Annotated in this window: 27 protein-coding genes; 16 read left to right on the forward strand and 11 right to left on the reverse strand. The window is 74.0% G+C overall.

What is annotated here, in order from left to right:
* Positions 1-77 precede the first annotated feature (77 nt).
* From IEZ00_RS31620 to arfB, 5 genes are read left to right on the forward strand one after another with little or no spacing between them, the layout of a single operon-like run.
* Positions 78-893 (forward strand): helix-turn-helix domain-containing protein, encoded by an 816-nt coding sequence (locus IEZ00_RS31620; RefSeq protein WP_189227029.1) that lies wholly within the window; start codon positions 78-80, stop codon positions 891-893.
* The gene (locus IEZ00_RS31625) at positions 890-1,060 is read left to right on the forward strand and encodes a DUF397 domain-containing protein (protein WP_189227030.1); all 171 of its coding nucleotides are present in this window, start codon (positions 890-892) and stop codon (positions 1,058-1,060) included. Before IEZ00_RS31620 ends, IEZ00_RS31625 begins: the two co-directional genes overlap by 4 nt.
* A gap of 52 nt (positions 1,061-1,112) precedes the next feature.
* Positions 1,113-1,607: a SigE family RNA polymerase sigma factor gene (locus tag IEZ00_RS31630; protein WP_189227031.1), complete on the forward strand. Its 495-nt coding sequence runs from the start codon at positions 1,113-1,115 to the stop codon at positions 1,605-1,607.
* Positions 1,604-2,440: a hypothetical protein gene (locus IEZ00_RS31635; protein ID WP_189227032.1), complete on the forward strand. Its 837-nt coding sequence runs from the start codon at positions 1,604-1,606 to the stop codon at positions 2,438-2,440. The genes IEZ00_RS31630 and IEZ00_RS31635 overlap by 4 nt, the downstream gene beginning before the upstream one ends.
* Before the next feature lie 10 nt (positions 2,441-2,450).
* Positions 2,451-2,879: an alternative ribosome rescue aminoacyl-tRNA hydrolase ArfB gene (arfB, locus tag IEZ00_RS31640; protein ID WP_189227033.1), complete on the forward strand. Its 429-nt coding sequence runs from the start codon at positions 2,451-2,453 to the stop codon at positions 2,877-2,879.
* A gap of 58 nt (positions 2,880-2,937) precedes the next feature.
* Here the strand turns inward: arfB and IEZ00_RS31645 are convergent, their stop codons facing one another.
* Together IEZ00_RS31645 and IEZ00_RS31650 are read right to left on the reverse strand one after the other, a co-directional pair.
* A complete protein-coding gene (locus tag IEZ00_RS31645; RefSeq protein ID WP_306344710.1) occupies positions 2,938-4,074 on the reverse strand; it encodes a sensor histidine kinase in 1,137 nt (378 codons plus the stop codon).
* Positions 4,075-4,256: 182 nt separating this feature from the next.
* On the reverse strand, positions 4,257-5,261 hold the full coding sequence (locus IEZ00_RS31650; RefSeq protein ID WP_189227035.1) for a LacI family DNA-binding transcriptional regulator: 1,005 nt from the start codon (positions 5,259-5,261) through the stop codon (positions 4,257-4,259).
* 116 nt (positions 5,262-5,377) lie between these two features.
* On the opposite strand from IEZ00_RS31650, the gene IEZ00_RS31655 reads away from it, so the two are divergent.
* Genes IEZ00_RS31655 through iolD form a run of 8 tightly spaced genes read left to right on the forward strand, consistent with a single transcriptional unit; the run spans position 5,378 to position 13,683 of the window.
* On the forward strand, positions 5,378-6,382 hold the full coding sequence (locus IEZ00_RS31655; protein ID WP_189227036.1) for a Gfo/Idh/MocA family protein: 1,005 nt from the start codon (positions 5,378-5,380) through the stop codon (positions 6,380-6,382).
* Positions 6,379-7,245: a TIM barrel protein gene (locus IEZ00_RS31660; RefSeq protein WP_189227037.1), complete on the forward strand. Its 867-nt coding sequence runs from the start codon at positions 6,379-6,381 to the stop codon at positions 7,243-7,245. The genes IEZ00_RS31655 and IEZ00_RS31660 overlap by 4 nt, the downstream gene beginning before the upstream one ends.
* Complete coding sequence (locus IEZ00_RS31665) at positions 7,242-8,216, forward strand: sugar ABC transporter substrate-binding protein (RefSeq protein WP_189227038.1); 975 nt, start codon at positions 7,242-7,244, stop codon at positions 8,214-8,216. The genes IEZ00_RS31660 and IEZ00_RS31665 overlap by 4 nt, the downstream gene beginning before the upstream one ends.
* A 17-nt stretch (positions 8,217-8,233) precedes the next feature.
* A complete protein-coding gene (locus IEZ00_RS31670) occupies positions 8,234-9,262 on the forward strand; it encodes an ABC transporter permease (RefSeq protein ID WP_189227039.1) in 1,029 nt (342 codons plus the stop codon).
* A complete protein-coding gene (locus IEZ00_RS31675; protein ID WP_189227040.1) occupies positions 9,259-10,026 on the forward strand; it encodes an ATP-binding cassette domain-containing protein in 768 nt (255 codons plus the stop codon). The genes IEZ00_RS31670 and IEZ00_RS31675 overlap by 4 nt, the downstream gene beginning before the upstream one ends.
* The gene (gene iolC / locus IEZ00_RS31680) at positions 10,026-10,964 is read left to right on the forward strand and encodes a 5-dehydro-2-deoxygluconokinase (protein WP_189227041.1); all 939 of its coding nucleotides are present in this window, start codon (positions 10,026-10,028) and stop codon (positions 10,962-10,964) included. The genes IEZ00_RS31675 and iolC overlap by 1 nt, the downstream gene beginning before the upstream one ends.
* Positions 10,961-11,869 carry a 5-deoxy-glucuronate isomerase gene (gene iolB, locus IEZ00_RS31685; protein ID WP_189227042.1) on the forward strand — a complete coding sequence of 303 codons (909 nt, stop codon included), beginning with the start codon at positions 10,961-10,963 and terminating at the stop codon, positions 11,867-11,869. Before iolC ends, iolB begins: the two co-directional genes overlap by 4 nt.
* A complete protein-coding gene (gene iolD / locus IEZ00_RS31690) occupies positions 11,866-13,683 on the forward strand; it encodes a 3D-(3,5/4)-trihydroxycyclohexane-1,2-dione acylhydrolase (decyclizing) (RefSeq protein ID WP_189227043.1) in 1,818 nt (605 codons plus the stop codon). Before iolB ends, iolD begins: the two co-directional genes overlap by 4 nt.
* Before the next feature lie 15 nt (positions 13,684-13,698).
* Here the strand turns inward: iolD and IEZ00_RS31695 are convergent, their stop codons facing one another.
* Entirely contained in the window at positions 13,699-14,493 is a 795-nt protein-coding gene (locus IEZ00_RS31695) for a hypothetical protein (RefSeq protein WP_189227044.1), read from the reverse strand.
* A gap of 91 nt (positions 14,494-14,584) precedes the next feature.
* Positions 14,585-15,292 (reverse strand): Crp/Fnr family transcriptional regulator, encoded by a 708-nt coding sequence (locus IEZ00_RS31700; protein WP_189227045.1) that lies wholly within the window; start codon positions 15,290-15,292, stop codon positions 14,585-14,587.
* 309 nt (positions 15,293-15,601) lie between these two features.
* Here IEZ00_RS31700 and IEZ00_RS31705 point away from each other — a divergent pair, with 309 nt between their 5' ends.
* Entirely contained in the window at positions 15,602-16,666 is a 1,065-nt protein-coding gene (locus tag IEZ00_RS31705; RefSeq protein ID WP_189227046.1) for an NADH:flavin oxidoreductase/NADH oxidase, read from the forward strand.
* A gap of 72 nt (positions 16,667-16,738) precedes the next feature.
* On the opposite strand, the gene IEZ00_RS31710 is transcribed toward IEZ00_RS31705, so the two are convergent.
* Entirely contained in the window at positions 16,739-16,921 is a 183-nt protein-coding gene (locus IEZ00_RS31710) for a DUF3073 domain-containing protein (RefSeq protein ID WP_189227047.1), read from the reverse strand.
* Between the two features lie 162 nt (positions 16,922-17,083).
* Here IEZ00_RS31710 and IEZ00_RS31715 point away from each other — a divergent pair, with 162 nt between their 5' ends.
* Entirely contained in the window at positions 17,084-17,965 is an 882-nt protein-coding gene (locus IEZ00_RS31715; protein ID WP_189227048.1) for a DUF8083 family protein, read from the forward strand.
* An 18-nt stretch (positions 17,966-17,983) separates the two neighbouring features.
* Here the strand turns inward: IEZ00_RS31715 and IEZ00_RS31720 are convergent, their stop codons facing one another.
* From IEZ00_RS31720 to IEZ00_RS31740, 5 genes are read right to left on the reverse strand one after another with little or no spacing between them, the layout of a single operon-like run.
* Positions 17,984-19,141, reverse strand: coding sequence for an MFS transporter (locus tag IEZ00_RS31720; protein WP_189227049.1), 1,158 nt, complete (start codon positions 19,139-19,141; stop codon positions 17,984-17,986).
* A 43-nt stretch (positions 19,142-19,184) separates the two neighbouring features.
* The gene (locus IEZ00_RS31725; protein ID WP_189227050.1) at positions 19,185-19,766 is read right to left on the reverse strand and encodes an RsiG family protein; all 582 of its coding nucleotides are present in this window, start codon (positions 19,764-19,766) and stop codon (positions 19,185-19,187) included.
* A gap of 60 nt (positions 19,767-19,826) precedes the next feature.
* Entirely contained in the window at positions 19,827-20,675 is an 849-nt protein-coding gene (locus IEZ00_RS31730; RefSeq protein ID WP_189227051.1) for a beta-keto acid cleavage family enzyme, read from the reverse strand.
* Positions 20,676-20,711: 36 nt separating this feature from the next.
* Positions 20,712-21,806, reverse strand: a complete 1,095-nt coding sequence (gene ygfZ, locus IEZ00_RS31735; RefSeq protein ID WP_189227052.1) for a CAF17-like 4Fe-4S cluster assembly/insertion protein YgfZ — start codon at positions 21,804-21,806, stop codon at positions 20,712-20,714.
* Entirely contained in the window at positions 21,803-22,183 is a 381-nt protein-coding gene (locus tag IEZ00_RS31740) for a Fur family transcriptional regulator (RefSeq protein WP_189227075.1), read from the reverse strand. The genes ygfZ and IEZ00_RS31740 overlap by 4 nt, the downstream gene beginning before the upstream one ends.
* 89 nt (positions 22,184-22,272) lie before the next feature.
* Between IEZ00_RS31740 and IEZ00_RS31745 the strand changes: the two genes are divergently transcribed.
* Positions 22,273-23,115 (forward strand): aminodeoxychorismate lyase, encoded by an 843-nt coding sequence (locus tag IEZ00_RS31745; RefSeq protein ID WP_189227053.1) that lies wholly within the window; start codon positions 22,273-22,275, stop codon positions 23,113-23,115.
* A gap of 66 nt (positions 23,116-23,181) precedes the next feature.
* Here IEZ00_RS31745 and IEZ00_RS31750 read toward each other — a convergent pair whose 3' ends face one another.
* Positions 23,182-24,060 (reverse strand): 5-oxoprolinase subunit C family protein, encoded by an 879-nt coding sequence (locus IEZ00_RS31750; protein WP_189227076.1) that lies wholly within the window; start codon positions 24,058-24,060, stop codon positions 23,182-23,184.
* Positions 24,061-24,070 lie beyond the last annotated feature (10 nt).

Consider the following 24,070-nt stretch of genomic DNA (forward strand, 5'->3'; position numbering starts at 1 on the left):
TAATTCGAGTGATTCCCCGATCGGGTGGGAGGTGGGCGGGAGTGCGGGCGGCTTTCGGTCCGAAGGTGGCCAGGCGCGTGCTCCAGTACGAACTGGAGCGGCTGCGCGAGCAGGCGGGCGTGACCCACGCCCGAGCCGGTGAGCGGCTGGGCATCTCCCGCGTCGGCTTCACCCACCTGACCAGCGGCCGCAACCTGCCGAGCAAACCCGCCGTGGAAGTCCTGATGGACTTGTTCGGCCGCCCGGACCGGGTGCCGATGATGCTGGAACTGCTGTCCAGGGCCAAGCAGCGCACCGACGGCACCGGCGCCCCGATCAGCAGCATGAACGACTTCGAGCTGGCGATCGGGCTGGAAGCCGTGGCCACCGACATCGAGGCGTTCGAGTCGATGTCGGTCACCGGCCTGCTCCAGACCGAGGCGTACGCACGAGCGCTGATCGGCTACCACGCGTCGATCACGCCTGGTGTGGACGTCGAGCAGAGCGTCGCCCTGCGGGTGCAGCGGCAGTCGGTGATCACGCGGGAGACCGCCCCGGCGCGACTCCGGTGCGTCCTCGAAGAACAGGCGCTGCGCCGCCCCGTCGCCAATGCCGAGGTGATGCGCGAGCAGTTCGAGCACCTGCTGGACATGACGGAACGGCAGAACGTCACTTTGCAGGTGATGCCACGCGAAGTGGGATTGCACCCCGCCTTGAAAGGCCCTTTCTTCCTGCTGCGCTTCGAAGATGACTGGCGAGTCGCCTACGAGGAGACCCGCCACCACGCCTACTACTACGACTCCGCTGATGCGGTAGAGGACTACGCGCAGGTGATGAATCATCTTCGTCATCTGGCCCTGAACCCGCAGCGGTCGCGGGCCTTCCTCGAACGGTTGAGAAAGGAAGCGCAGTGATCACCGACTGGCGCAAGTCCTCGCGCAGCGTCGACAACTCCACATGCGTCGAGGTGGGCTGGACCGGGGAAGTGGTCGGCTACCGGGACAGCAAGAACCCCCGCCCCACCCTGATCTTCAGCAGGCGTGCCGCTGCCGCGTTCGTCGCGAACATCAAGCGATCCTGAGGCAACGCCCGGCGCTCGTCGCTCCGTACCAAGCGGCGACCGAGGAGGGTGAGTGAATCGCGATCGCGAGTTCGGTGAGTTCGTCGACGCCCGTGCGCTGGTGATGCGCAGGACCGCGTACCTGCTGTGCGGGGACTGGCACCGCGCCGAAGACCTGGTCCAGACCGCGTTGACCAAGCTCTACGTGGCCTGGCCGCGCGTGCGCCGGGACGGGGCGGTGGACGCCTACGCCCGCAAGATCCTGGTGCGCGCGGCGATCGACGAGGGCAGGCGCGGCTTCCGCCGCAGGGAGACGGTCGTCGACACGCCGCCCGACACCCCGGTGTCGGCGGCCGAACCCGGCGACCCGGCGGTGCGGCGGGCGCTGGCCGCGCTCCCGCCCGGCCAACGCGCCGTCGTGGTGCTCCGCTACTGGGAGGACCTCAGCCTCACCGAAACCGCCCGCTTGCTCGGTCGCACCGAGGGAACCGTGAAGAGCCAGGCCGCCAAGGGGTTGGCGAAGCTGCGCGAACTTCTCGGCTCCCACGTCCTGGAGGAGCAGCGATGAGCGACATCAAGGAAATCCTGGGCACCGCGTTCGGCGACGAGCCGCCGTTGCGCGTCGACCGGGAAGCGATCGTGAAGTCCGGGCGGCGCAGGCTGGCGGTGCGCAGCGCGGCCACTGGCATGGCGGTGTTCGCCGCCGTGGCCGCGGTGACCGTCCCCGTCCTGCTGGGCGGTCGCGGTGGCGGCATCGGGATCGGCGGCGCACCGTCGTCGAGCGCACCCCCGCTCACCAGCACGACCGCAGGCGGGCCGTCGACCACGCTGGGCAGCACGCCGCCGAGCACGCACTACTCGTCCGCGCCCGCCAGCGCGGACCCCTCCGGGGGGCTGGAGGTGAGCGCCACCTCCAAGCCCGCGGACCCGAACAAGCCCCGGCCGCCCAAGCCGGTCACCGCCGAGCGCGCCGCCGCGCTGACCTCGCTGGTGACCTCCTCGGGCGTGCTGCCCCAGGGGCAGTACACGCCGATCCCGGCCGGGCAGCTGGAGATGCGGCCCACCCCCGACGGCTACCAGCTGGCCGCTGACGTCACCACGGCCACCGGCAGCGGTCAGCTGCGGCTGTCCCTGCGCATGGAGCGGCAGGTGGGCTGCGCGGACTCCTCGTCCATCCCCGGTCTGCAGTGCTGGGAACGCCAGGTGGACGGCAAGCGGATCATCGTGGAGGACCACCAGCTCGGCGGCGACCGCAGGCTCGCCGTGACCTACCAGCACGCCGACGGCACGCTGTTCCAGGCCAGCGCCACGGACCACACCCAGGCCGGGCCCGCCGGTCCGATGCCGCTGACGTGGGAGCAGCTGGCAAAGATCGCGACTCTGCCGGGGGTCGCGTTCTAACCTTGTCCTCGTGGCCGACGACTTGACCGTGACGCGCACGCTGGTGATCCCGGCGGGTGAGCTGCGCGAGCGCTTCTCCCGGTCGTCCGGCCCCGGCGGCCAGGGCGTGAACACGGCGGACAGCCGGGTCGAGCTCTCGTTCGACCTGGCTGCCTCGCCGTCCGTGCCGGACTGGCTGCGCACCCGGATGCTCGGCAGGTTGCACAACCGCCTCACCGGCGGTGTGGTCACCGTCGTGGCCAGCGAGCACCGCGCCCAGCTGCAGAACCGCCAGGCCGCCCGCGAGCGCCTGGCCCGCCTGCTGCGCGACGCCGCCGCCGCGCCCCCGGCGGTGCGCCGCGCCACCAAGCCCACCAAGGGCTCCCAGGAACGCCGCATCGCCGCCAAGAAGCAGCGCTCCCGGACCAAGCAGTCCCGCCGCCCCTCCAGCTGGGACTGACCCCCGAGTTCACCCTCCAGGCCACGCGAACCGAGCGTTGGGGCCTGCCCGGTAGTAGTTACCGGCCCCCTGGGGCGCACCGGGTAGTACTTGCCGATGTGGGGAGGTGGGCGGTGAAGACGGCGCCGCCGTCGTTGTGCACGCGCACCGAACCGCCGCGGCGCAGGCAGGTCTGCCGGGTCAGGGCGAGCCCCAGGCCGCGCGCCCCCTGCTGGCCCGCCTTGGTGGTGAACCCGTGCCGGAACACCTCGTCGGCCAGCTCCGGGGCCACGCCGGGCCCGGAGTCCCGCACCACCACGAGCACCTCGTCGTCGTCCTCGCGCACGGACACCTCGACCCACCCGCCGGAGCCGCCCAGCGCGTCCACGGCGTTGTCGACCAGGTTGCCCAGCACGGTCACCAGGTCCGTGGACAGCGCCTCGTCCACCTCGCCCAGCGCGCTGCCCGGCGACAGCCGCAGCCCGACGCCGCGCTCCCCGGCCAGGCCGGACTTGGCGATCAGCAGCGCCGCCACGGCCGGGTCGGCGATGTGCTCGCGGACCTCGGCGTGCCACCGGCCCTGCGCGCCGCCGATCCGCTCGATGAACCCGCGCACCTCGTCGAACCGGCCCATCTCCACCAGGCCCGCGATGGCGTGCAGGCGGTTGCTGAACTCGTGGGCCTGCGCGCGCAGCGCGTCGGTGGCGCGGCGGCAGGCGTCCAGCTCCTGCCGCAGGGCGGTCAGCTCGGTGCGGTCCCTGACCGTCACCACCGCGCTGTGCGCGTCCAGCGGCACGTGGGTCAGCACGACCACCCGGCCGCGGCCGAGCAGCAGCTGGTCCGGCCGGGGGGACCGGCCGGTGAGCGCGTCGCGGACCCGCTCGTCGAAGCCCAGCTCGTGCACCGACCGGCCGACGCAGTCGGCGGGCAGCGCCAGCAGCTCCCGCGCCCGGTCGTTGACCAGGGTGATCCGGTGCCGGGGGTCGAGCGCGAGCACGCCTTCCTCGACGCCGCGCAGCAGCGCCTCGCGGTAGCGCACCAGGGCGGTGAGCTCACCCGACCGCAGGCCGTGGTTCCGCGCGCGCGCCCAGAGGGCCAGCAGCGCGCCGACCACCAGCGCCACGCCGAGCGGCAGCGCGTGACCGGGGAAGGTGGACACGGCTAATACCGCGCCCGTCGACGCGACGACCACCAGCTGCCACGCGAGCCCACTCACTGGCACCTCCAGGACGACCACGACCGGAACCCCTGGCGCGGGAGCGGGATGTCTCCGCGCACGGGAGCGCCACGTCCGACCACGCGGATCGGGAGGTGAGGACCACAGTGCGGACCAGGCACTGATCACCTCCGGGCGAGACTACGACGACGGCGCGCGGAGGTGTGCTCCGGTCCCATTGGTCAGGAATGGTTCGGGGTTCCGCCCGGCGGCGCGGTGGTCGCGCGGACCACCAGGGACGGGCGCAGCAGGTGCCGCACGGGTTCCGCCCGCTCGCCCCGCACCCGTTGCAGCAGCGCTTGCGCCGCGAGCCTGCCGAACTCCTCGCGCGGCTGGTCGACCGTGGTCAGCGACACGTGCCGCAGCGCCGCCAGCGAGGTGTTGTCGTAGCCGACCACGGACACGTCGCGCGGCACCCGGAACCCGGCCTCCGCCAACGCCGAGATCGCGCCGACGGCGTTGAAGTCGTTGCAGGACACGATTCCCGTCGGCATGTCGGGCGCCAGTTCCCGCACCGCCCGCGCGCCCGCGGCGTCGGTGTACTCGCTAGCCACCACGCGCGGCGCGAGCCCGTGCCGCGCCATGGCGGCGAGGTAGCCGCGGCGGCGGATCGCCGCCTGGCTGCCGCGTCCGCCGTCGAGGTGGGCGATCCGCTTGTGCCCCAACGACACCAGGTGGTCCACGGCCAGCCCGATGCCGCGCTCGCCGTCGTCGTTGACCGTGTCCACAGTGGACAACCGTGAGGATCGTGCCACCAGTGCGACGGCGGTCTGGTCGGCCGCGCGGCCGATGGCCGACATCGGCACCACCGGGGACAGCAGGGCCAGTCCCGCCGGGCGGAACGACAGCAGGCTCTCCAGCGCGCGCCGCTCGCGCGCGGGCGACCGCCCGCCGGTGTTGATGATCAGGTCGAAGCCCTGGCTCCGCGCCACCTCGTCGATGCCGTCGACGACCTCGGCGAAGAAGGCGTTGTGCAGGTCCGACAGCATCACGCCGAGCACGCGGGAGGTGCGGCTGGCCAGCGAGCGGGCCATGGCGTGCGGCGAGTAGCCCAGCTCCTGGGCCGCCTTGAGCACCGCCGCGCGGCGCTGGGGGCTCACCTTGGGGGATTCCCGCATCACCAGCGACACCAGCGCGCGGGAGACCCCGGCCCGCCGCGCCACGTCCTCCATCGTCGGTCTGGCCACCCGGACCTCCGCGGGACGCCGCCTTGACACCAGTGTGACGCAGGTTACAGCATGAGGTGTTCCCGCAGTAGAGCGCTCTACCGAATCGGCCCTCCCACCAGGACGGAGACCAGCGGATGCGGATCGGGGTTGCCGGAGTCGGTCGGATCGGCACGATGCACGCGACCAACCTCGCGGGGTTGCCGGAGGTCGACGAGGTGCTGCTGTTCGACCCGGCGCCCGGCCGGGCGGAAGCGGCGTCGGCCCGCCTGCCGGGCACCAGGGCGGTGGGCGACCTGGACACCCTGCTCGCCGCCTGCGACGGCGTGCTGCTCGCGACGCCGACCACCACGCACCCCGCGCTGCTGCGCGCGGCGCTCGCGGCGGGCGTGCCGACGCTGTGCGAGAAGCCGATCGCCGCCCACGTCGACGAGATGCGGGCGCTGATCGCGGAGGTGGAGGCGTCCGGCGTCGAGGTGCTGGTGGGGTTCCAGCGGCGGTTCGACCCCGCCGTGGCGGAGCTGCGCCGCAGGCTGCGCGCGGGCGAGGTCGGCGAGGTGTACCTGGTGCGGGCGCTGGGCAACGACGCCAGACCGCCGGACCCCGCCTACCTGCCGCGGTCCGGTGGCATCTTCCGCGACCTGCTGATCCACGACCTGGACGCGGTGCCGTGGCTGGTCGGCGAGCCGGTGGTGGAGGTCTACGCCTCCGGCTCGGTGCTGGTGGACCGCGCCTTCGCCGACGCCGACGACGTGGACAACGCCGTGGTGCTGCTGAGGTTCGCGGGCGGCGCGCACGCCACGCTGGCGGGCGGCAGGCACGACCCGCTGGGCTACGACCACCGCATCGAGGTGCTGGGCAGCCGCGACTGCCTGGCCGTGGGGCTGGACGAGCGGACCCCGCTGACCTCGCTGGAGCCCGGCGGCCCGCAGGCGGGGCCGCACGCCTACTCCGGGTTCCCGGAGCGCTTCCACCGCGCCTACCTCAACGAGGTGGCGGTCTTCGCCGGTGTGGTCGCGGGCGGGGTGGCGAATCCGTCGCCCGCGCGGGAGAGTTTGATCAGCCTCCGGCTCGCGGAGGCGTGCGAGGCGTCCCGGCGCTGCGGCGCCCCGGTGCGGCTGAACGCGGAGGTGCCTGCGTGAGGATCGCGGGAGCGCCGATCTCCTGGGGCGTCTGCGAGGTGCCCGGCTGGGGCCGGGTGCTCGACCCCGCGACCGTGCTGGCGGGCATGGCCTCCCTCGGCCTGGCCGCCACCGAGCTGGGCCCGCCGGGCTACCTGCCGTCCGATCCCGCCGCACTCAGAGCGCTGCTGGACGAGCACGGGCTCGCGCTGGTCGGCGGTTTCCTCGCGGTCACCCTGCACGATCGGTCCACAGTGGACGAAGCGGCGGAGGTGGCCCACCGGCTCGCCGCGGCGGGCGGCGAGGTGCTGGTGCTGGCCGCCGCCACCGGTCTGGACGGCTACGACGAGCGGCCCGAGCTGACCGGCGCGCAGTGGCGCGAGCTGGTCGACAACGCGGCGCGGGTCCGCGACCGGGCGGCCCGGCACGGCCTGCGCGCGGTGCTGCACCCGCACGTGGGCACGCACGTCGAGCGCGCCGACGAGGTCGAGCGCTTCCTCGCCGACTCGGACCTGCCGCTGTGCCTGGACACCGGCCACCTGCTCATCGGCGGCGCGGACCCGGTGGAGCTGGCCCACCGCTTCCCCGACCGGATCGGGCACGTGCACCTCAAGGACGTGCGCGCCGACCTCGCCGCCGCCGTGCGCGCCGGGCGGACCGGCTACGCCGAGGCGGTGCGGCAGCGGATGTACGTGCCGCTCGGCGACGGCGACGTGGACGTGCGGGGACTGGTGGAACTGCTGCGCGACAACGGTTACAGCGGCTGGCTGGTGCTGGAGCAGGACACCGCGCTGACCGAGGGCGACGCGGTGGACGAGCCGGTGCGGGACACCGCGCGCAGCCTGGCCCACCTCACCCGGTTCACCGGACAGGAGAGACGATGACCCCTACCGGCAAGCTGGCCACCGCGGTCGCGGCCACCGCGCTGCTGGTCGCGTGCAGCGGCCCCGCCGCGGTGGACGGCACCACCACGGACGCGGCCACCGCCCCGGACGGGCAGCTGCGCGTCGCGGTGATCACCCACGGCACGGCGGGCGACGCGTTCTGGAACGTGGTCAAGAACGGCGCCACGGCCGCCGGGGAGCAACTGGGCGTGGTGGTGGACTACAACTCCGACGGCGACCCCGGCAAGCAGGCCACCCTGGTCGACAACGCGGTCTCCCAACAGGTCGGCGGCATCGTGGTGTCGATGGCCAACCCGGACGCGCTGGAGACCTCGGTGCGCAACGCGGTCCGGGCGGGCATCCCGGTGGTCACCATCAACTCCGGTGGCGACCGCAGCGCCGCGTTCGGCGCGCTCGCCCACGTCGGCCAGGAGGAGGCGCTGGCCGGTGAGCAGGCCGGGCGCAAGCTCAGGGACGCGGGCCGGGGCAAGCTGCTGTGCGTGATCCACGAGGCGGGCAACATCGGCCTCAACCAGCGCTGCGACGGCGCGCGGGCCGGGTTCGGCGGCACGGTCGCCACGCTCCAGGTGGACATCAACAACCCCACCGACACCGAGGCGCGCATCAAGGGCGCGCTGCAGACCGACACCGCGGTGGACGCGGTGCTCGCGCTGAACCCGCAGGTGGCGGTGCACGCGGTCAGCGCGGTCGAGGGGGCGTCGGCGGAGGCGGCGGTGGCCACCTTCGACCTCAACCCGGACGTGGCCGAGGCGATCAAGGCCGGTGACGTGCTGTTCGCCGTGGACCAGCAGCAGTACCAGCAGGGCTACCTGCCGATCGTGATGCTCAAGCTGTACCGGGACAACGCCAACACCCTGGGCGGCGGCAGGCCCGTGCTCACCGGCCCCGGCTTCGTCGACCGGGACAACGTGGACAGGGTCGCCGAGTACGCCAAGCGCGGCACGCGGTGACGCCGGTGGTGGCGGAGGTGTCCGGGGCCGACGAGCGGCTGCGCGCGTCCGGGCTGCTGGACCGGCTGGTGCCGCGGCCGGAGGTCGGCGCGCTGCTGGGCGCGCTGGTGGTGTTCGCGTTCTTCTCGGTGGTGACCGAGCGGTTCCTCAGCCCGGCGGGCGTGGCGACCTGGCTGGACGACGCCTCCACGCTGGGCGTCGTGGCGGTGGCCGTGGCGCTGCTGATGATCGGCGGCGAGTTCGACCTGTCGGCGGGCGTGATGACCGCGTCCACCGCGCTGGTCACCGCCGTGCTGTCCACCAGGCTGGGCTGGAACGTGTGGTGGGCGCTGCTGGCGTCGCTGCTGTTCGCGCTGGCCGTGGGGGCGCTCAACGGGTGGCTGGTGGTGCGCACCGGGCTGCCCAGCTTCATCGTCACGCTGGGCACCTTCCTGGCGCTGCAGGGGCTGAACCTGGGCGTGACGCGGCTGGTGACCGGCACCGTGCAGGTCTCCGGGATGCGCGCCGCGCCCGGCTACGAGTCGGCGGGCTTCGTGTTCGCCTCGACGTTCTCGCTGGGCGGCACCAGGTTCCCCGTCTCCATCGTGTGGTGGCTGGTGGCCACCGCGGTGGCGTCGGTGGTGCTGCTGCGGACCAGGTTCGGCAACTGGGTGTTCGCGGTGGGCGGCTCGGCGGCCGTCTCGCGCGCGGTCGGCGTGCCGGTGCGGCGGACCAAGGTGGTGCTGTTCACCGCCACGGCGGGCGCGGCCTGGCTGGTCGGCTCGATCAACATCCTGCGGTTCACCAGCGTGCAGGCCAACCAGGGCATCGGGTTGGAGTTCCAGTTCATCATCGCCGCGGTGATCGGCGGCTGCCTGCTCACCGGCGGCTTCGGCTCGGCGGTGGGCGCGGCGGTCGGCGCGCTGATCTTCGGCATGGCCCGCCAGGGCATCGTCTACGCCAACTGGAACAGCGACTGGTTCCAGCTGTTCCTCGGCGTGATGCTGCTGGCCGCCGTGCTGGTCAACAACGCGCTGCGGCGGCGGGCGGAGAGGGTGCGGCGATGACTCCCCTCATCGAGGTCAGGGGCGTGGGCAAGACCTACGGCAGCGTCATCGCGCTGCGCGGCGTGTCCGCGGTGGTCAACGCGGGCGAGGTCACCTGCGTGCTGGGCGACAACGGCGCGGGCAAGTCCACGCTGATCAAGGTGCTGGCCGGGGTGCACCGGCACGACGAGGGCGAGTTGCTGGTGGACGGGCGGCCGGTTCGGTTCTCCTCGCCCCGCGACGCGCTGGACCGGGGCGTCGCCACGGTCCACCAGGACCTGGCCGTGGTGCCGCTGATGAGCGTGTGGCGCAACTTCTTCCTCGGCTCCGAACCGCGCAGGGGGCCGTTCCTGGACCGGGGGAAGGCCCGCGAGGTCACCCGCCGCGCGCTGGCCGACATGGGCATCGACCTGCGCGACGTGGAGCAGCCGGTGGGCACGCTGTCCGGCGGCGAGCGGCAGTGCGTGGCCATCGCGCGGGCGGTGCACTTCGGCGCGCGGGTGCTGATCCTGGACGAGCCGACCGCCGCGCTGGGCGTGAAGCAGGCCGGGCTGGTGCTCAGGCACGTGGCGCGGGCCCGCGACCGGGGGCTGGGCGTCGTGCTGATCACCCACAACCCGCACCACGCCTACCCGGTCGGCGACCGGTTCCTGCTGCTCAAGCGGGGGCGGGCGCTGGGCTGCCACGACAAGTCCGAGATCGGCGTGGAGGAGCTGACCCGGCAGATGGCGGGCGGCGCGGAGCTGGCGGAGCTGGCCCACGAGCTGCGGGGCGTGGACCCGTGATGCCCGAGGTGCTGGCCATCGGCCGGGTGGGGGTGGACCTGTACCCGGAACAGAGCGGGGTGCCGCTGGCCGGGGTGCGCACGTTCGCCAAGTCGCTGGGCGGCACGGCGACCAACGTCGCGGTGGCCGCCGCCCGGCTGGGCCGCCGGGCGGCGGTGCTGACCAAGGTCGGGCCGGACGGGTTCGGCCCGTACGTGCGCTCGGCGCTGGCGGGCTTCGGCGTGTCGCCGGAGTTCGTGGGCACCGCCGAGGGGTTGCGGACGCCGGTGGTGTTCTGCGCGCTGGACCCGCCGGAGGACCCGCCGCTGCTGTTCTACCGCGCCCCGCTCGCCCCGGACCTGGCGCTGGAGGACGCGGACGTGCCGTGGGACGTGGTGGCCGAGGTGCCGCTGCTGTGGGTCACCGGCACCGGGGTGTGCGCCGAACCGGCCCGCAGCACCCAGCGCCGGGTGCTGGAGCACCGGGCCCGCCGCGCGCACACCGTGCTCGACCTGGACCACCGACCGGTGTTCTGGCCGGACGCGGCCACCGCGCGCCGGGAGATCGGCTGGATGCTCGACCACGTGACGGTGGCCGTGGGCAACCGCGCCGAGGTCGAGGTGGTGGTGGGCACGGCGGACCCCGAGGAGGCCGCCGCCCGGCTGCTCGACCGGGGTGTTCGGCTGGCGGTGGTGAAGCGGGGCGCGGAAGGTGTCCTGGTGGCCACCGCCGAGGGTTCCCGCACCGTGCCGCCGCACCGGGTGGAGGTGGTGTGCGGGCTGGGCGCGGGCGACGCGTTCGGCGGGGCGCTGGCGCACGGCCTGCTGGCGGGCTGGGACGCGGTGCGCGCCGCCCGCTACGCCAACGCGGCGGGCGCGCTGGTCGCCTCGCGGCTGGCCTGCGCGGACGCCATGCCGACCCCGGCCGAGGTCGAGCGGCTGCTGGGGGTGGCCGGGTGATGCGCCTGCACCGACCGCTCGGGACGCTGGCCGACGGCGCGGACGCGGTGCGCCTGTCCCCCGACGACGCCGGGTGGGCCCGCGTCGGGCTGCGGGTGCTGCTGCTGCGCCCCGGCGTGCCGCGCACGATCCGCACCGGCGTGTTCGAGGCGTTCGTGCTGCCGCTGTCGGGTGGTTGCGCGGTCGAGGTGGACGGCGAGCGGTTCGAGCTGGCGGGCCGGGACAGCGTGTTCACCCGCGTCACCGACTTCGCCTACGTGCCCAGGGACGCCACGGTCACGCTGTCCGCGAAGGACGGTGCGGGGGGCGGCGCGGAGGACGGGGCGGAGGTCGCCCTGCCGATGGCGCGCTGCGAGCGCAGGCTGCCCGCGCGGTACGGCCCGGCGGAGGGCGTGCCGGTCGAGGTGCGCGGCGCGGGCAACGCCACCCGGCAGGTCACCAACTTCGGCGTGCCCGGCGCGTGGGACCACGCGGACCGGCTCATGGCCTGCGAGCTGATCACCCCGGACGGCAACTGGTCGTCCTACCCGCCGCACAAGCACGACGAGACCTGCCCGGTGGCCAACGAGGAGGTCTACTACTTCCGCGTGGCCGGGCGGGACGGCGTGACCCCCTCCCGCGAGGGTTTCGCGCTGCACCGCACCTACGCCGACGACGGCGCGATCGACGAGGACGTGGTGGTGCGCGACGGCGACGTGTTCCTGGTCCCGCGCGGCTACCACGGGCCGTGCGTGGCCGCCCCCGGCTACCCCCTGTACTACCTGAACGTGCTGGCCGGGTCGGGCGCCGAGCGGTCGATGGCGTTCCGCGACGACCCCGCGCACAGCTGGGTCCGGGACACCTGGGCCGGGCGGGCGGCCGACCCGCGCTGCCCGGTGACGACCGCTGGAGGGCGGGCGGGATGAGGCTCACCACGGCTCAGGCGCTGGTCCGCTGGCTGCTGGCGCAGCGCGCCGAGCTCCCCGACGGCTCCGAGGGACCGCTGTTCCCCGGCGTGTTCGCCATCTTCGGGCACGGCAACGTGCTCGGCGTGGGCGCCGCGCTGGCGGAAGTGCGCGACCGGCTGCCGGTGTGGCGGGGGCACACCGAGCAGGGCATGGCGCTGGCCGCCGTGGGCGTGGCCAAGGCCACCCACCGCCGCCAGGTGGGCGTGGCCACGTCCTCGATCGGGCCGGGCGCGCTGAACATGGTGACGGCGGCGGGCGTCGCGCACGCCAACCGGCTGCCGCTGTTGCTGCTGCCCGGCGACGTGTTCGCCAGCCGCGCCCCGGACCCGGTGCTGCAGCAGGTCGAGCACTTCGGCGACGCGACCGCGACGGCCAACGACGCCTTCCGCGCGGTGAGCCGCTACTTCGACCGGATCACCAGGCCCGAGCAGCTGGTGGCCGCGCTGCCGCAGGTGGCGCGGGTGCTGACCGACCCGGCCGACTGCGGCCCGGTGGTGCTGGCGCTGCCGCAGGACGTGCAGGCCGAGTCGCACGACTTCCCGGACGCGCTGTTCGCGCCGGTGCTGCACCGCCCGCCGCGCCCCCGCCCGGACACCGCGGCGCTGGGCCGGGCGGGCGAGGTGCTGCGCGCGGCCCGCAAGCCGCTGCTGCTGCTCGGCGGCGGCGTCCGCTACTCCGGCGCGGCCGGGCGGGCGGTGCGGTTCGCCGAGCGGCACCTGCTGCCGGTGGCCGAGACGACGGCGGGCCGCACGCTGGTCCCGCACGCCCACCCGCTGCACGTCGGACCGCTGGGCGTCACCGGCTCCGCGTCGGCCAACACCCTGGCCGGTGCCGCGGACGTGGTGCTGGCGGTCGGCACCCGGTTGCAGGACTTCACCACCGCGTCGTGGACGGTGTTCTCGCCGGAGGTGCGGCTGGTGGCGGTGAACGCGGCCCGGTTCGACGCGGTGAAGCACGGGGCGCTGTCCGTGGTCGGCGACGCGGACGAGGCGCTGCGGGAGCTGACCGACCTGCTCGGCGACTGGCGCGCGGACAAGGCGTGGTCGGCCCGCGCCGCCGTGGAGCGCGCCGCGTGGGACTGCTACGTCGACTCGCTGCGCGAGCCCAAGCCGGGGCTGCCGACGTACGCGCAGGTCGTCGGCGTGGTCAACGAGCTGTCCGAGGCGGCGGACTACGTGATGACCGCTTCCGGCGGGCTGCCCGGCGAGCTGGTCGGCGGCTGGCGGGCGGTCGGGGCGGCCACCATGGACGTCGAGTACGGGTTCTCGTGCATGGGCTACGAGCTGGCCGGGGCGTGGGGCGCGGCGATCGCCCGGCCCGAGGGCGTGGTGACCACCCTGCTGGGTGACGGGTCGTACCTGATGCTGAACTCGGAGCTGTTCTCGGCGGCGTTCGCGGGCCACGGGTTCGTGGCGGTGGTGTGCGACAACGACGGCTACGCGGTCATCCACCGGTTGCAGAACCAGCACGGCGCGGCGGGTTTCAACAACCTGTACCCGGACTGCCTGACCGCGCACGCCGACCCGCCGCGCGCCGACTTCGCCGCGCACGCCGCGTCACTGGGCTGCGCCGTGTTCCCCGCAGCCGACCTGGACGCGCTGCCCGCCGCCTACCGCGCGGCCCGCGAGGCGGCTCGCACCCAGCGCCGCCCGGCCGTCGTGGTGGTCCGCACCCACCCGTCCGCCTGGACCGAGGCGGGCGCCCGCTGGGAGGTCGGCGTCGCCGACCCCGCCCTCAAGGCCCACCAGCTCGGCTACCTCACCCCGCCCTGACCCGCGCGTCCCGCGTCAGCCGCCGTCCCGGCCCGCGCCGTAGACCGGTCCGAAGTGCGAACCGCGCTGGTCGTTGCGGTCGAAGTGCTGGACCACGTCGGCGCGCTGGGTGGGCATGTGGGCGTCCCGCCCGGCCTGCACCACGGTCGAGCCGCCGCTGGCGGTGGCGTGCTGGACCACCGAGGGCGAGCTCGGCGGGGGCGCGGGCTCCTCCAGCCGCAGGGCGTGCGCGTTCCCGCTGGGCAGCCACAGCCAGGCGTGCCCGGTGAAGTCCTTCACCGACACCGCGACGCGCCGGAACGCGGCGGGGTCGAGCGTGGTGCGGCCCGCCCGCACCAGCGAGTCGTAGACCACCTCGGACAGCACCACGACCAGGTCCGCGTCGGGGGCCTGCTCCAGCGCCCGCTTGGCGACCGGGCTGTCGAGCAGCCTGCTGACCAGCACCGCGTCCTGGCCGGGGAAGCCGTTGGCGCCCTGCGCGGTCACGCCGAAGTGGACGGCCAGGCGCATCCGCAGCTTGGCCTCGGGCACCCGGTAGCGGTTGACCGAGCGCAGCTCGGCGTCCAGCTCCCGCACGTACCGGTCGACCACCAGCGGCTCGGGCGTGTCCGGCGGCAGCACGGCCCACTCCTCGTCGCCCTTGGGCTGGCGCACCCACCGGGCGCGGTCCAGGCCCGCCGCGCGCCCCGCTCTGTCCAGGCTCTGCACCAGCAGTTCCTGCAGCGCCCGCTGCAGGTGGTCGTCGGCTGCGCTGTAGCGCCGCAGGTCGCAGCAGACCAGCAGGCTGCGCCGGAACGCGGCATCGCTCATGGTCGGGCCCTTCCGCCGGGTGGGTGCGGGTTCGCACGGCCAGCGTGGGGCACCACCGCGCACACCGAGCCGTAGGAGTGCGGATTCGCGGTCAGAAGCCGGCGAATTTCCGCAGCGCTTCCAGGTCGGGCACCAGCACGTCCCGCCGCAGGTGGCTGAGCACCACCCCGGCTTTGCGCAGATCGCTGAACGCCTTCTCCGCGGTGCGCGGCTTCATCCCGGCGATGGAGGCGAGTTCCACCTTGGTGAGCGGAATTCCCAGCACCCAACCGTTCTGCTCTTCCTTGCCGTACGTCTGCACCAATTCCACCAGCACTCGCGCCACCCGTTCCGCGGCGGGGTAGGAGAGGAAATCGCGGCGGCGCTGGTTCGCCCAGCGCAACCGGTCGTTGATCATGCCGATCAATTCGACGAAGACGTCGTTGCGGCGGTGCAGGAAGCCCACCAGCTCGCCGCTGGTGATGAGTTTCGCGGTCACCTCGCCGCAGGTGACGACGGTGGCCGAGCGCGGTTTCTGGTCCAGCGCGGCCATCTCGCCGACCAGGTCGCCCGCGACCCGGATGGCCAGCAGCGCGGTGTCCCCGGTCTCGTCGGTGGTCTGCACCTTGACCACGCCTTCGAGCAGCAGGAGGACGTGGGTGTCCTTCGCGTCCTGTTCGATGACTTCGCGGTCGGCGGCGTACCGGACGCTGGTGCCCAGGCCGAGCAGCTCTTGTCGGGTCTGCTCGCGCAGACGGCCCAGCAGGCTGTTGCGGGGCCACACGGGTTCGGGCGTCGTGGTGGTCGGCATGGGCAGCATGTGGGTCCTGTTACTGTGAGACCGGCGGGAACTGAATTGAGCGGCGACCGGCGGCGGGCAAGTGATGCTCTCCCCGAACGTGATCCGGACAGTACACCCGATTGGGCGTAACTCGCGCTCTACCGATCGGCGTTTTGCCGGGTTCGCCCACCCCCAAGATCACGTGCGAATGCACGGGCAATACCTATTCGAATGGAATGTGCCTGCTCCCGCGCAGTGGGACGGTCGTCACGACCGGGAACACCTGTCCGATCCGGGACCTTGGACCTGTAGAAGGCAACCAAAGACCCGAACTTGGAGGAGCGCTCGGTGAGTCACCTGTTCGCGCCCTTGACCATCCGCGGCACCACCCTGCCCAACCGCATCGGGGTCAGCCCCATGTGCCAGTACTCCGCGCGGGACGGCCTGCCCGACCAGTGGCACCTGGTGCACCTGGGCTCCCGCGCCATCGGCGGCGCGGGCCTGGTGCTGGCCGAGGCCACCGCGGTGCAGGCCGTCGGCCGGATCTCGCCCCAGGACACCGGCCTGTGGAACGACGAGCAGGCCGCCGCCTGGCGGCCGATCACCGAGTTCATCCGCGCCCACGGCGCGGTGGCGGGCGTGCAGCTGGCGCACGCCGGTCGCAAGGGCTCGACCTACTCGCCGTTCGCCGACGAGGACGGCGGCGTGCCCGACGAGGAGGGCGGCTGGACCCCGGTCGCGCCCAGCGCGCTGGCGTTCCACGAGACCTACCGCGAACCGGTCGCCCTGGACGAGGCGGGCATCGCCGAGGTCGTCGCGGACTTCGCCGCCGCCGCCGAGCGGGCCGTCGCCGCGGGCTTCCAGGTCGTCGAGGTGCACGCGGCGCACGGCTACCTGCTGCACCAGTTCCTGTCGCCGCTGAGCAACCGGCGCACCGACGGCTACGGCGGCGACTTCGCCGGTCGCACCCGGCTGACGCGCGAGGTCACCGCGGCGGTGCGCGCCGCCGTGGGCGAGGACGTGCCCGTTTTCGTGCGCGTCTCGGCCACGGACTGGGTCGAGGGCGGCTGGACCGCCGAGGACACCGTGCGCCTCGCCCGTGACCTGGCCGAGGTCGGCGCCGACCTGGTGGACGTCTCCACGGGGGGCAACGTCCCCACGGCCGACATCCCGGTCGGCCCCGGTTACCAGGTGCCGTTCGCGGAGGCCGTGCGCCGCAAGGCGGACGTGCCGACCGCCGCGGTCGGTCTGATCACCGAGGCGCGCCAAGCCGAGCAGGTGCTCGCCGACGGCGCGGCCGACCTGGTGCTGCTCGGGCGGGAGCTGCTCCGCGACCCGTACTGGCCGCTGCACGCGGCAGCGCAGCTCGGGGCGCGGATCACCCCGCCGAAGCAGTACGCCAGGGCGATGTGATGTGAGGCCGCGTCACAGGTCGGGCTGCCGGTGGTCACCGGCAGCCCGACCTGTGACGCGGGTGTGGATTCGTCAGCGACGGTAGTCGTCGTAATCGTCGTCCGACGGATCATCGAAGCGGTCTTCGGTACGGCGACCGCTATCGGAATCGCCGGACAACTCGCGTTGCAAGGCCTCGAAGTCGGTGTTGTGAGAGCTGTACTTCAGCTCCCTCGCCACCTTCGTCTGCTTGGCCTTAGCTCGGCCGCGCCCCATGGCTCGACCCCCTCGCACAGGGACGGGGGCGGCCGGGGGAACGGCGGCCCCACTCGTCTCGACAACTAGTTCCTGGTAACTACCGTACCGTGTCGAAGGGGTTCCCCGCGACGCGGTAGGCGTGACACGTGCCGCCAAATCTCCGCGTGGGAGGATGCACAGGTGCCTCGACCGTTCGTCGCCTACCTCAGGGTGTACGAACCGCTGTCGGCCCTTGACGCACAGTTGGCGGCGCGAGTGCGAAAAGCACTGGAAGCGGGCCCTTTGAGCCGTGCGGAGGCAGGCGAGCGGGAACGTGAGCTGTGGTTGCGATCACAGTTGGCCCGTCCGCCCCGGCTGCTGCCCGGTGAGCGGTCCGACGGGGGCGTCGCCCCCGACGCCCCCTTCGACGTGCTGGCGCTGTCCCCGGCCGAGGTGCCGGGGGAGGTGGGCGAGGGCCCGCTGGTGTGCCCGCTGGACCTGAGGCCCCGCTCGGCGGTGGCGCTGATCGGCTTCCTGGCCACTGCGGGCGGCCCGCTGCGCGACCAGGCGCTGACCGTGGAGCCGGAGACGGTCCGCGCGCGGGCCACGTCGGTGATGGCGGAGCTGACCTCGGGCGCGGTGCACGTCATCTCCACCACGTGGACCGTGCCGCTGCCCTGGTTCACCCTGGTCGACCCGAACGCCCGGCGGGTGGTGCTGGCCCCGCGCGAGGACCCCGAGCGGCAGGTGTCGTGGCGGGCGTCCATGGCGGACGCCCGGCAGCGGGTGGCGCGGGCGCTGCGCGTGGTGCGGGAGTCCATCGGCGACGACGGTCCGGCCAAGGTGCTCGCCGACACCGGCCGCTGGTTGGACCACTTCGACCCGGCCTCGGCGGTGGAGCTGGACTACGGCGGCCTGGTGCAGCTCATCGCCGACGAGGACCTGCTGGAGGACACCTCCGCGCAGGACGTGAACGCCATCGTGGACGCGCTGGAGGCGGGCGACGCCGAGGAGGTCGCCCTGCGCTACGAGAGCCTGCGGGAGTTCTGGGGCGAGCTGGCCCGCCGGGAGCGCCACGGGTAGCGCTCACCCGGCAGGCGTTCACACCACCAGTGGCGTCCCCAGCCGGTGGTCCAGCAGCAGCCGGGCCGCCACCGCGGCCACCGCGGCCAGCAGCAGCGCCACCGGCCACCCCAGGCTCACCGCCACCCACCCGGCCACCGGCGGGGTCAGCGCGGCGCCGAGGTAGTTCGCCGTGTTCTGCATCCCCAGCGCCGTCCCGCCGCGCCCCTCCGGCGCCAGCTCGCCCGCCGCGGTCACCGCCAGCCCGTTCCAGCACAGCGCCAGCGCCGCGGTCGGCAGCAGCGCCGCGCACAGCAGCCACACCGGGGCCCGGTCCAGCGCCGCGCACAGCCCGAAGCCCACCGCGACCGCCACGCTGACCAGCCGCAGCGGCCCCAGCCTGCTGGCCACCCGGTCCGACCACACGCCCACCGCGAGCCTGCCCAGCCCGCCCGCGACCTGGGCCACCGCGAACAGCCCGGCCGCCACCCCGACCGCGACGCCGCGGTGCTCGTGCAGCAGCTCCACCACCAGCGACGCGGCGGTGAACTGCGGCACCACCAGCAGGCCGCTGGCCGCGCTCAGCCGGATCAGCCTGCGGTCGGCCAGCACCACGCCGTGCCCGTGCCGGGAGCGCACCGCGCCCGGCGGCTCCCGCACCCACACCGCCACGGCCACCGCCACCAGCGCGGTGACCCCGGCCAGCGCCAGGAACGCCGAGGGCACGCCCGCCGCGACCGCCACGGCGGGCAGCGCCACGGCGGTCAGCGCGGCGCCCAGCGGGGTCGCGGTCTGCCGGATGCCCATGGCGAAGCCGCGCCGGTCGGCGGGGAACCAGGTCATCACGGCCCGCCCGCTGGCCGCGTTCACGCTCGCGCCGAACAGGCCGACGGCCACCAGCGCCAGGCCCGCCACCACCGGGCCGTCCAGCCCGGCCAGCGCCAGGCAGCCCGCCGCGCCGAACCCGCCGACCGCCATCACCAGGCGCTCGCCGCGTCGGTCGGCGACCGCCCCCCAGGGCACCAGGGCCAGCATGGTGCCCAGGTTCACCGCGCCGAGCAGCAGGCCGACCTGCGGCAGGCTCAGCCCGAAGTGGTCGCGCAGCTGCGGGGTGATCGCGGGCAGCCCGAGGAACACCGCCGCGTTGACGCCCTGCGCCACCGCACCCACAGCCAGCACGACCCAGCGGTAGCCCATGCGGCCACGCTAGGTCGTGCGTTCACATCCTGGGAGTGTGATCTCAGCCCTTGGTACGTCCGGGGTTGGTGGGCCAGCCGCGCTCGGCCGCCAGCAGCTCGTCCACCGACGCGCTGCCGTTCTGGTAGCGGTCGGCGATCTCGGCGTTGAGCCGGTCCACCACGGCCTGCACCTCGCGCCGCCTGCCGGAGACCGACGCCTCCTCGCTGACGAAGGTGCGCAGCGCCAGGTCCAGCTTCCCGTCCGACAGCGCGCCCACGTCGGACAGGTCCACGTCCGCCACCAGCGCCTCGACGTGCCGCTGGTGCGCGTCCGCCCGCGAGGGCTCCTGGATCTGGTAGCGGCCCCGCCCGGTGGCCGGGCCGACCGCGTTGCTGGCCAGGATGGTCGCCAGCTGGTCGACCACCGCCGAGCCGCCCTCGGCCCGCCGCTGCCGCTCGGCCCGCAGGATGTCGATCCGGGCGTGCAGCAGCCGCCTCAGGTAGGAGAGGTCGGTCTCCTCCTGGGCGGCCTCGTCGCGCAGGGCGCGCACCGCGGCGAGCGGGAGCCGCTCGATGCCGTCGGTGTAGTCGGGGGCGAGCACCCGGTCAATTCGGCGGCGCCCGCCAGGACGCACCTCGATCACGTACTCATCCTGAGGTAGTTCCTGCCCACCCGCCAACACAAACCTGCTTCCAAAGTTGTCTCAAACCCGTACCGGACTGCCCACGCCCAAAAGTGCACGTGCATCTGCAACGGAGAGCGGCGGGCGCTGCGCGATTCGCGCCAATCCGGCGGCCCTGGCCACCAATTGCGCGTTGTCCCGCACCGGCTGCCCCTTCGCGTAGCTGAGGGTGTCCTCCATGCCCACCCTCAGGTGACCGCCCGCCGCCAACGCCGTCAGCATCACCGGCAGCGACGTCCGCCCGATGCCGGTGGCGGAGAAGGAAGCCCCTTCGGGCAGCAGCCGCAGCGCGGCCACCACGGTCTCCGCGTCGCCCGGCATCCCGCCCGGCACGCCCATCACCAGGTCCACGTGCACCTTGCCGCCCGCGGGCAGGCCGTGCTTGTCCAGCAGCCTGCGCAGCGTGGCGAGCTGGCCCAGGTCGAAGATCTCGTACTCCGGCACGATGCCGCGCTCCTGCATCCCCTTGTGCAGCGCGACGATGAACTCCCAGCGGTTCATGAACACGTCGTCGCCGAAGTTCACCGTGCCCATGGTGCAGGACGCCGAGTCCGGCATGGCGTCGAGCACCCGCAGGCGGTCGGCCTCCGGGTCGGTCACCGCGCCGCCGGTGGACAGCTGCACGACCAGGCCGGTGCGCTCGCGCAGCGCGGCCACGGTCTCCTTGAGCAGCCCCAGGTCCAGCGTCGGCCTGGTGTCGGCGCCGCGGATGTGCACGTGCACCATCGCCGCGCCCACCTGCTCACACGCCTCGGCGGTGCGGACCAGCTCCTCCAGGGTGACGGGGAGCGCGGGGACGTCGGCCTTCGCGTGCTCGGCCCCGGTGGGGGCGACGGTGAGCAGCGTGCCGTGCGAACCGGGTCTGGACATGCCGTGATAGTGGCACAGAACCCGAATCCGCAGCTCCTACCGGCCGAGCTTGCGCGCCGCCTCCCGGCCCAGTCCGGGGGTGTCCGGCGGCACCGAGTCCGGGTCCGCCTTGGCCTGCACGACCCGGTCCTCCGCGCCGACCAGCAGCTCGGCGTCCACCGGCACCGACCGCTTGACCAGCGCCAGCGCCACCGGCCCCAGCTCGTGGTGCAGCGCCACGCTGCCCACCCGGCCGACCACCCGGTCGCCGAACACCACCGGGTCGCCGGTCTCCGGCTGCACCTCGCGCGAGCCGTCCAGGTGCAGCAGCAGCATCCGCCGCGGCGGGCGGCCCACGTTGTGCACCTTCGACACCGTCTCCTGGCCCCGGTAGCAACCCTTGTCCAGGTGCACCGCCGAGCCGATCCAGTTCACCTCGTGCGGGATGGTGCGCTCGTCGGTGTCCACGCCCAGCCGGGGGCGCAGCGACTCCACCCGCAGCGCCTCGAACGCCCAGCTGCCCGCCGGTCGCGCGCCCGCGCCGGTCAGCCGGGACCACCAGTCGGCCAGCGCCCCGCGCGGCACCACCAGGTCCACCGCGTCCTGACCGGGCCACGGCACCCGCCGGGCGAACCCGCCCTCGGGCAGCGCCACCACGTCCAGCGCTCCGGCGGGCACCGGCAGCCCCAGCGCGGTCAGCGGCGCGGTCGCCTCGGGGCCGACCAGGGTCAGCACGGCCAGCTCGGCGGTCGCGTCGCGCGGCTCCACCTTGGACCAGAACACCATCTTGGTCAGGTACGACAGCAGCGGCGCCGCCGTCTCGGCCTCGGTGTCGAGGTAGACCACGCCGTCCAGGTTCGCCACCGCGGCGTGGTGCTCGACCCGGCCCTGCACGTCCAGGATCAGCATCTCGGTAGCCCGGCCCTCGCCCAGCGCGGTGAAGTGCTGGCTGGTCAGCGAGTGCAGCCAGGCCAGCCGGTCCGCGCCGGGCACCGCCAGCACCGCCCGGTTCGAGCGGTCCACCACCACCACCGACCTGGCCGCCGAGCGCTGCTCGGCGAACGGGTCGCCGAAGTGCCACGGCACGCCCTGGTCGGGGTTGCCGTCGAACGGCGCGACGGCGCCTGGCGTGGTCAACGTCGGTGACGTCACGGGGTCTCCTTCGAGCACTCGCGGCAGCTGCCGGACAGCGCGAGGTGGCTGGCATCCAGTTCGAACCCGTAGCGGTCCCGCAGTGTTCCCCCGACCGGCGCGAGCACCTCGCACGGCACCTCCTCCACCCGCCCGCAGCGGTGGCAGACCAGGTGCACGTGCTCGTGCTCGTCGACCGAGTAGTTGGGGGCGCCGTGACCCAGGTGGGTGTGCCGGACCAGGCCGAGCCGGTCCAGCAGGTCCAGCGTGCGGTAGACCGTGGTGATGTTGACCGCGGGCGCGGTGAGCTGCACGTGCTGGCAGATCTGCTCCGGCGTGGCGTGCCCCAGCTCGCGCACCGCGTCCAGGACGAGCTGGCGCTGCGGGGTCATCCTCATGCCGCGTTCGTGCAGGGTCCTGCGCAGTGCCTGTTGGCCGCCCACGGTCTCCACCGCTCCGATGGTAGGCCGTGAGTAGGCTCGCCGTTATGCGCCTGCTCGCACTGCTGGACGGAACGCTGGCCGACCCCGACGCCCCGCTGGTCCGGGTCGACGACCTGGGCCTGCTGCGCGGCGACGGGATCTTCGAGACGATCCTGGCCGTCGACGGCAAGCCCCGCGAGCTGGGTCCGCACCTGGACCGCCTGGCGCGGTCGGCGGCCATGCTGGACATGCCCGAGCCGGACCGCGCGGCGTTCGAGCGCGCCGTGCGGGTGGTGCTGGACAACTGGACCGGTGGCGCGGAAGTCGCCCTGAAGGCGGTCCTCACGCGGGGGATCGAGGGCGGCGACGGCACGCCCACCGGGTTCGTCATGGGGATGGAGATCTCCGCCAAGGCGCTCGCCCAGCGCGCCGAGGGCCTGGCCGCGGTGACCCTGGAGCGGGGCATCGAGCCCGGTCTGGCCGAGCGGGCCCCGTGGCTGCTGCTGGGCGCGAAGTCGCTGTCCTACGCGGTCAACATGGCGGCGCTGCGGGAGGCCGAGCGGCGCGGCGCGGCCGAGGTCGTGTTCACCACCTCGTCCGGCTCGGTGCTGGAGGGGCCGACCTCGACGCTGATCGCGGCGCGCGGCCGGACGCTGACCACGCCGCCGTCGACGCTGGGCATCCTGCCCGGCACCACGCAGGCGGCGCTGTTCCAGGCGGCCGAGCGGGCCGGGTGGACCGTCGAGGTCGAGCCGATCGCGGTGGACGACCTCTACACCGCCGACGGCGTGTTCCTGGCCTCCAGCGTCCGCAAGATCACCCGCGTGCACACCCTGGACGGCAAGTCCCTGCCCGACTCCACCGCCCTGCACACCACCCTCACCACCCTCTACGAGTCCCACTACTGACGCAGGCAAGTACTACCGGGGTGGCTTTTCCCAGCGCATAACTACTACCCGTGTCCGCGCGGGTAGTTAGGCCGGGTAGTAGTCAACGGCCCGTTCCGGCGGGGCGGGTAGTACTTGCAGGCGCAGGGGGGTGCCGGGGCGGACCTGGGCCAGGGCGGGGAGCGCGGGCTCGGGCACCACGCCGATCACCGGGTAGCCGCCGGTGGTGGGGTGGTCGGCGAGGAAGACCACCGGCTGCCCGTCGGCGGGCACCTGCACCGCGCCGGTCACCAGGCCCTCGCTGGGCAGCTCCCGGCCCAGGTGCTCCGGCGCGCGGCGCAGCGCCGTGCCGTCCAGCCGCAGGCCGACCCGGTTGCCGCGGTCCGATACCACCCACCGGCCCGCCGTGAGCTGCCGCGCCGCGCCGTCGAACCAGTCGTCGCGCGGACCGAGCACCACCGGCACGACCAGCTCGTCCGGCACGTGCGCGGGCACCAGCACGTCCACCCCGACCGGCGGCCCCACCGGGTCGCCCAGCGGCAGCTCGTCGCCGTCGCGCAGCGGGTCCGGGCCGATGCCCGACAGCAGGTCCGTGGCGCGGCTGCCCAGCTCGGCGGGCACCGCGACACCCCCGGACAGCGCCACGTAGCAGCGCAACCCCGCCTCGGGCGCGCCCACGGCCAGCTCGTCACCCGGCGCCAGGTGGCACGGCGAGTCCCGGTGCACGCCGTTGACCAGCACCGGCGCCCACGGGCCGGTCACCGCGACCGTGCACGACGCGTTCGCCCGCAGCACCAGCCCGCCCAGCAGCACCTCCAGGCCCGCCGCGCCCTCGGGGTTGCCCACCAGCCGGTTGGCCAGCGCCAGCGACGGCCGGTCCAGCGCGCCCGACGGCGGCACGCCCAGGTGCGCGTGCCCCGGCCTGCCCAGGTCCTGCACCAGCGCCTGCGGGCCGGTCCGCAGCACGGTGACCGAC

It is taken from the genome of Saccharothrix coeruleofusca (assembly GCF_014648515.1).
Taxonomy (GTDB): Bacteria; Actinomycetota; Actinomycetes; order Mycobacteriales; family Pseudonocardiaceae; genus Actinosynnema; species Actinosynnema coeruleofuscum.

What these genes read in the sequence shown, in the direction of transcription:
- IEZ00_RS31700 (WP_189227045.1), bottom strand. Translation starts at nt 15,292, where the DNA reads ATGCTGCCCATGCCGACCACCACGACGCCCGAACCCGTGTGGCCCCGC.
- IEZ00_RS31745 (WP_189227053.1), top strand. Translation starts at nt 22,273, where the DNA reads ATGCGCCTGCTCGCACTGCTGGACGGAACGCTGGCCGACCCCGACGCC.
- IEZ00_RS31655 (WP_189227036.1), top strand. Translation starts at nt 5,378, where the DNA reads ATGCGGATCGGGGTTGCCGGAGTCGGTCGGATCGGCACGATGCACGCG.
- IEZ00_RS31635 (WP_189227032.1), top strand. Translation starts at nt 1,604, where the DNA reads ATGAGCGACATCAAGGAAATCCTGGGCACCGCGTTCGGCGACGAGCCG.
- IEZ00_RS31740 (WP_189227075.1), bottom strand. Translation starts at nt 22,183, where the DNA reads ATGAGGATGACCCCGCAGCGCCAGCTCGTCCTGGACGCGGTGCGCGAG.
- IEZ00_RS31730 (WP_189227051.1), bottom strand. Translation starts at nt 20,675, where the DNA reads ATGTCCAGACCCGGTTCGCACGGCACGCTGCTCACCGTCGCCCCCACC.
- IEZ00_RS31720 (WP_189227049.1), bottom strand. Translation starts at nt 19,141, where the DNA reads ATGGGCTACCGCTGGGTCGTGCTGGCTGTGGGTGCGGTGGCGCAGGGC.
- IEZ00_RS31710 (WP_189227047.1), bottom strand. Translation starts at nt 16,921, where the DNA reads ATGGGGCGCGGCCGAGCTAAGGCCAAGCAGACGAAGGTGGCGAGGGAG.
- IEZ00_RS31675 (WP_189227040.1), top strand. Translation starts at nt 9,259, where the DNA reads ATGACTCCCCTCATCGAGGTCAGGGGCGTGGGCAAGACCTACGGCAGC.
- IEZ00_RS31695 (WP_189227044.1), bottom strand. Translation starts at nt 14,493, where the DNA reads ATGAGCGATGCCGCGTTCCGGCGCAGCCTGCTGGTCTGCTGCGACCTG.
- iolD (WP_189227043.1), top strand. Translation starts at nt 11,866, where the DNA reads ATGAGGCTCACCACGGCTCAGGCGCTGGTCCGCTGGCTGCTGGCGCAG.
- IEZ00_RS31665 (WP_189227038.1), top strand. Translation starts at nt 7,242, where the DNA reads ATGACCCCTACCGGCAAGCTGGCCACCGCGGTCGCGGCCACCGCGCTG.
- iolC (WP_189227041.1), top strand. Translation starts at nt 10,026, where the DNA reads ATGCCCGAGGTGCTGGCCATCGGCCGGGTGGGGGTGGACCTGTACCCG.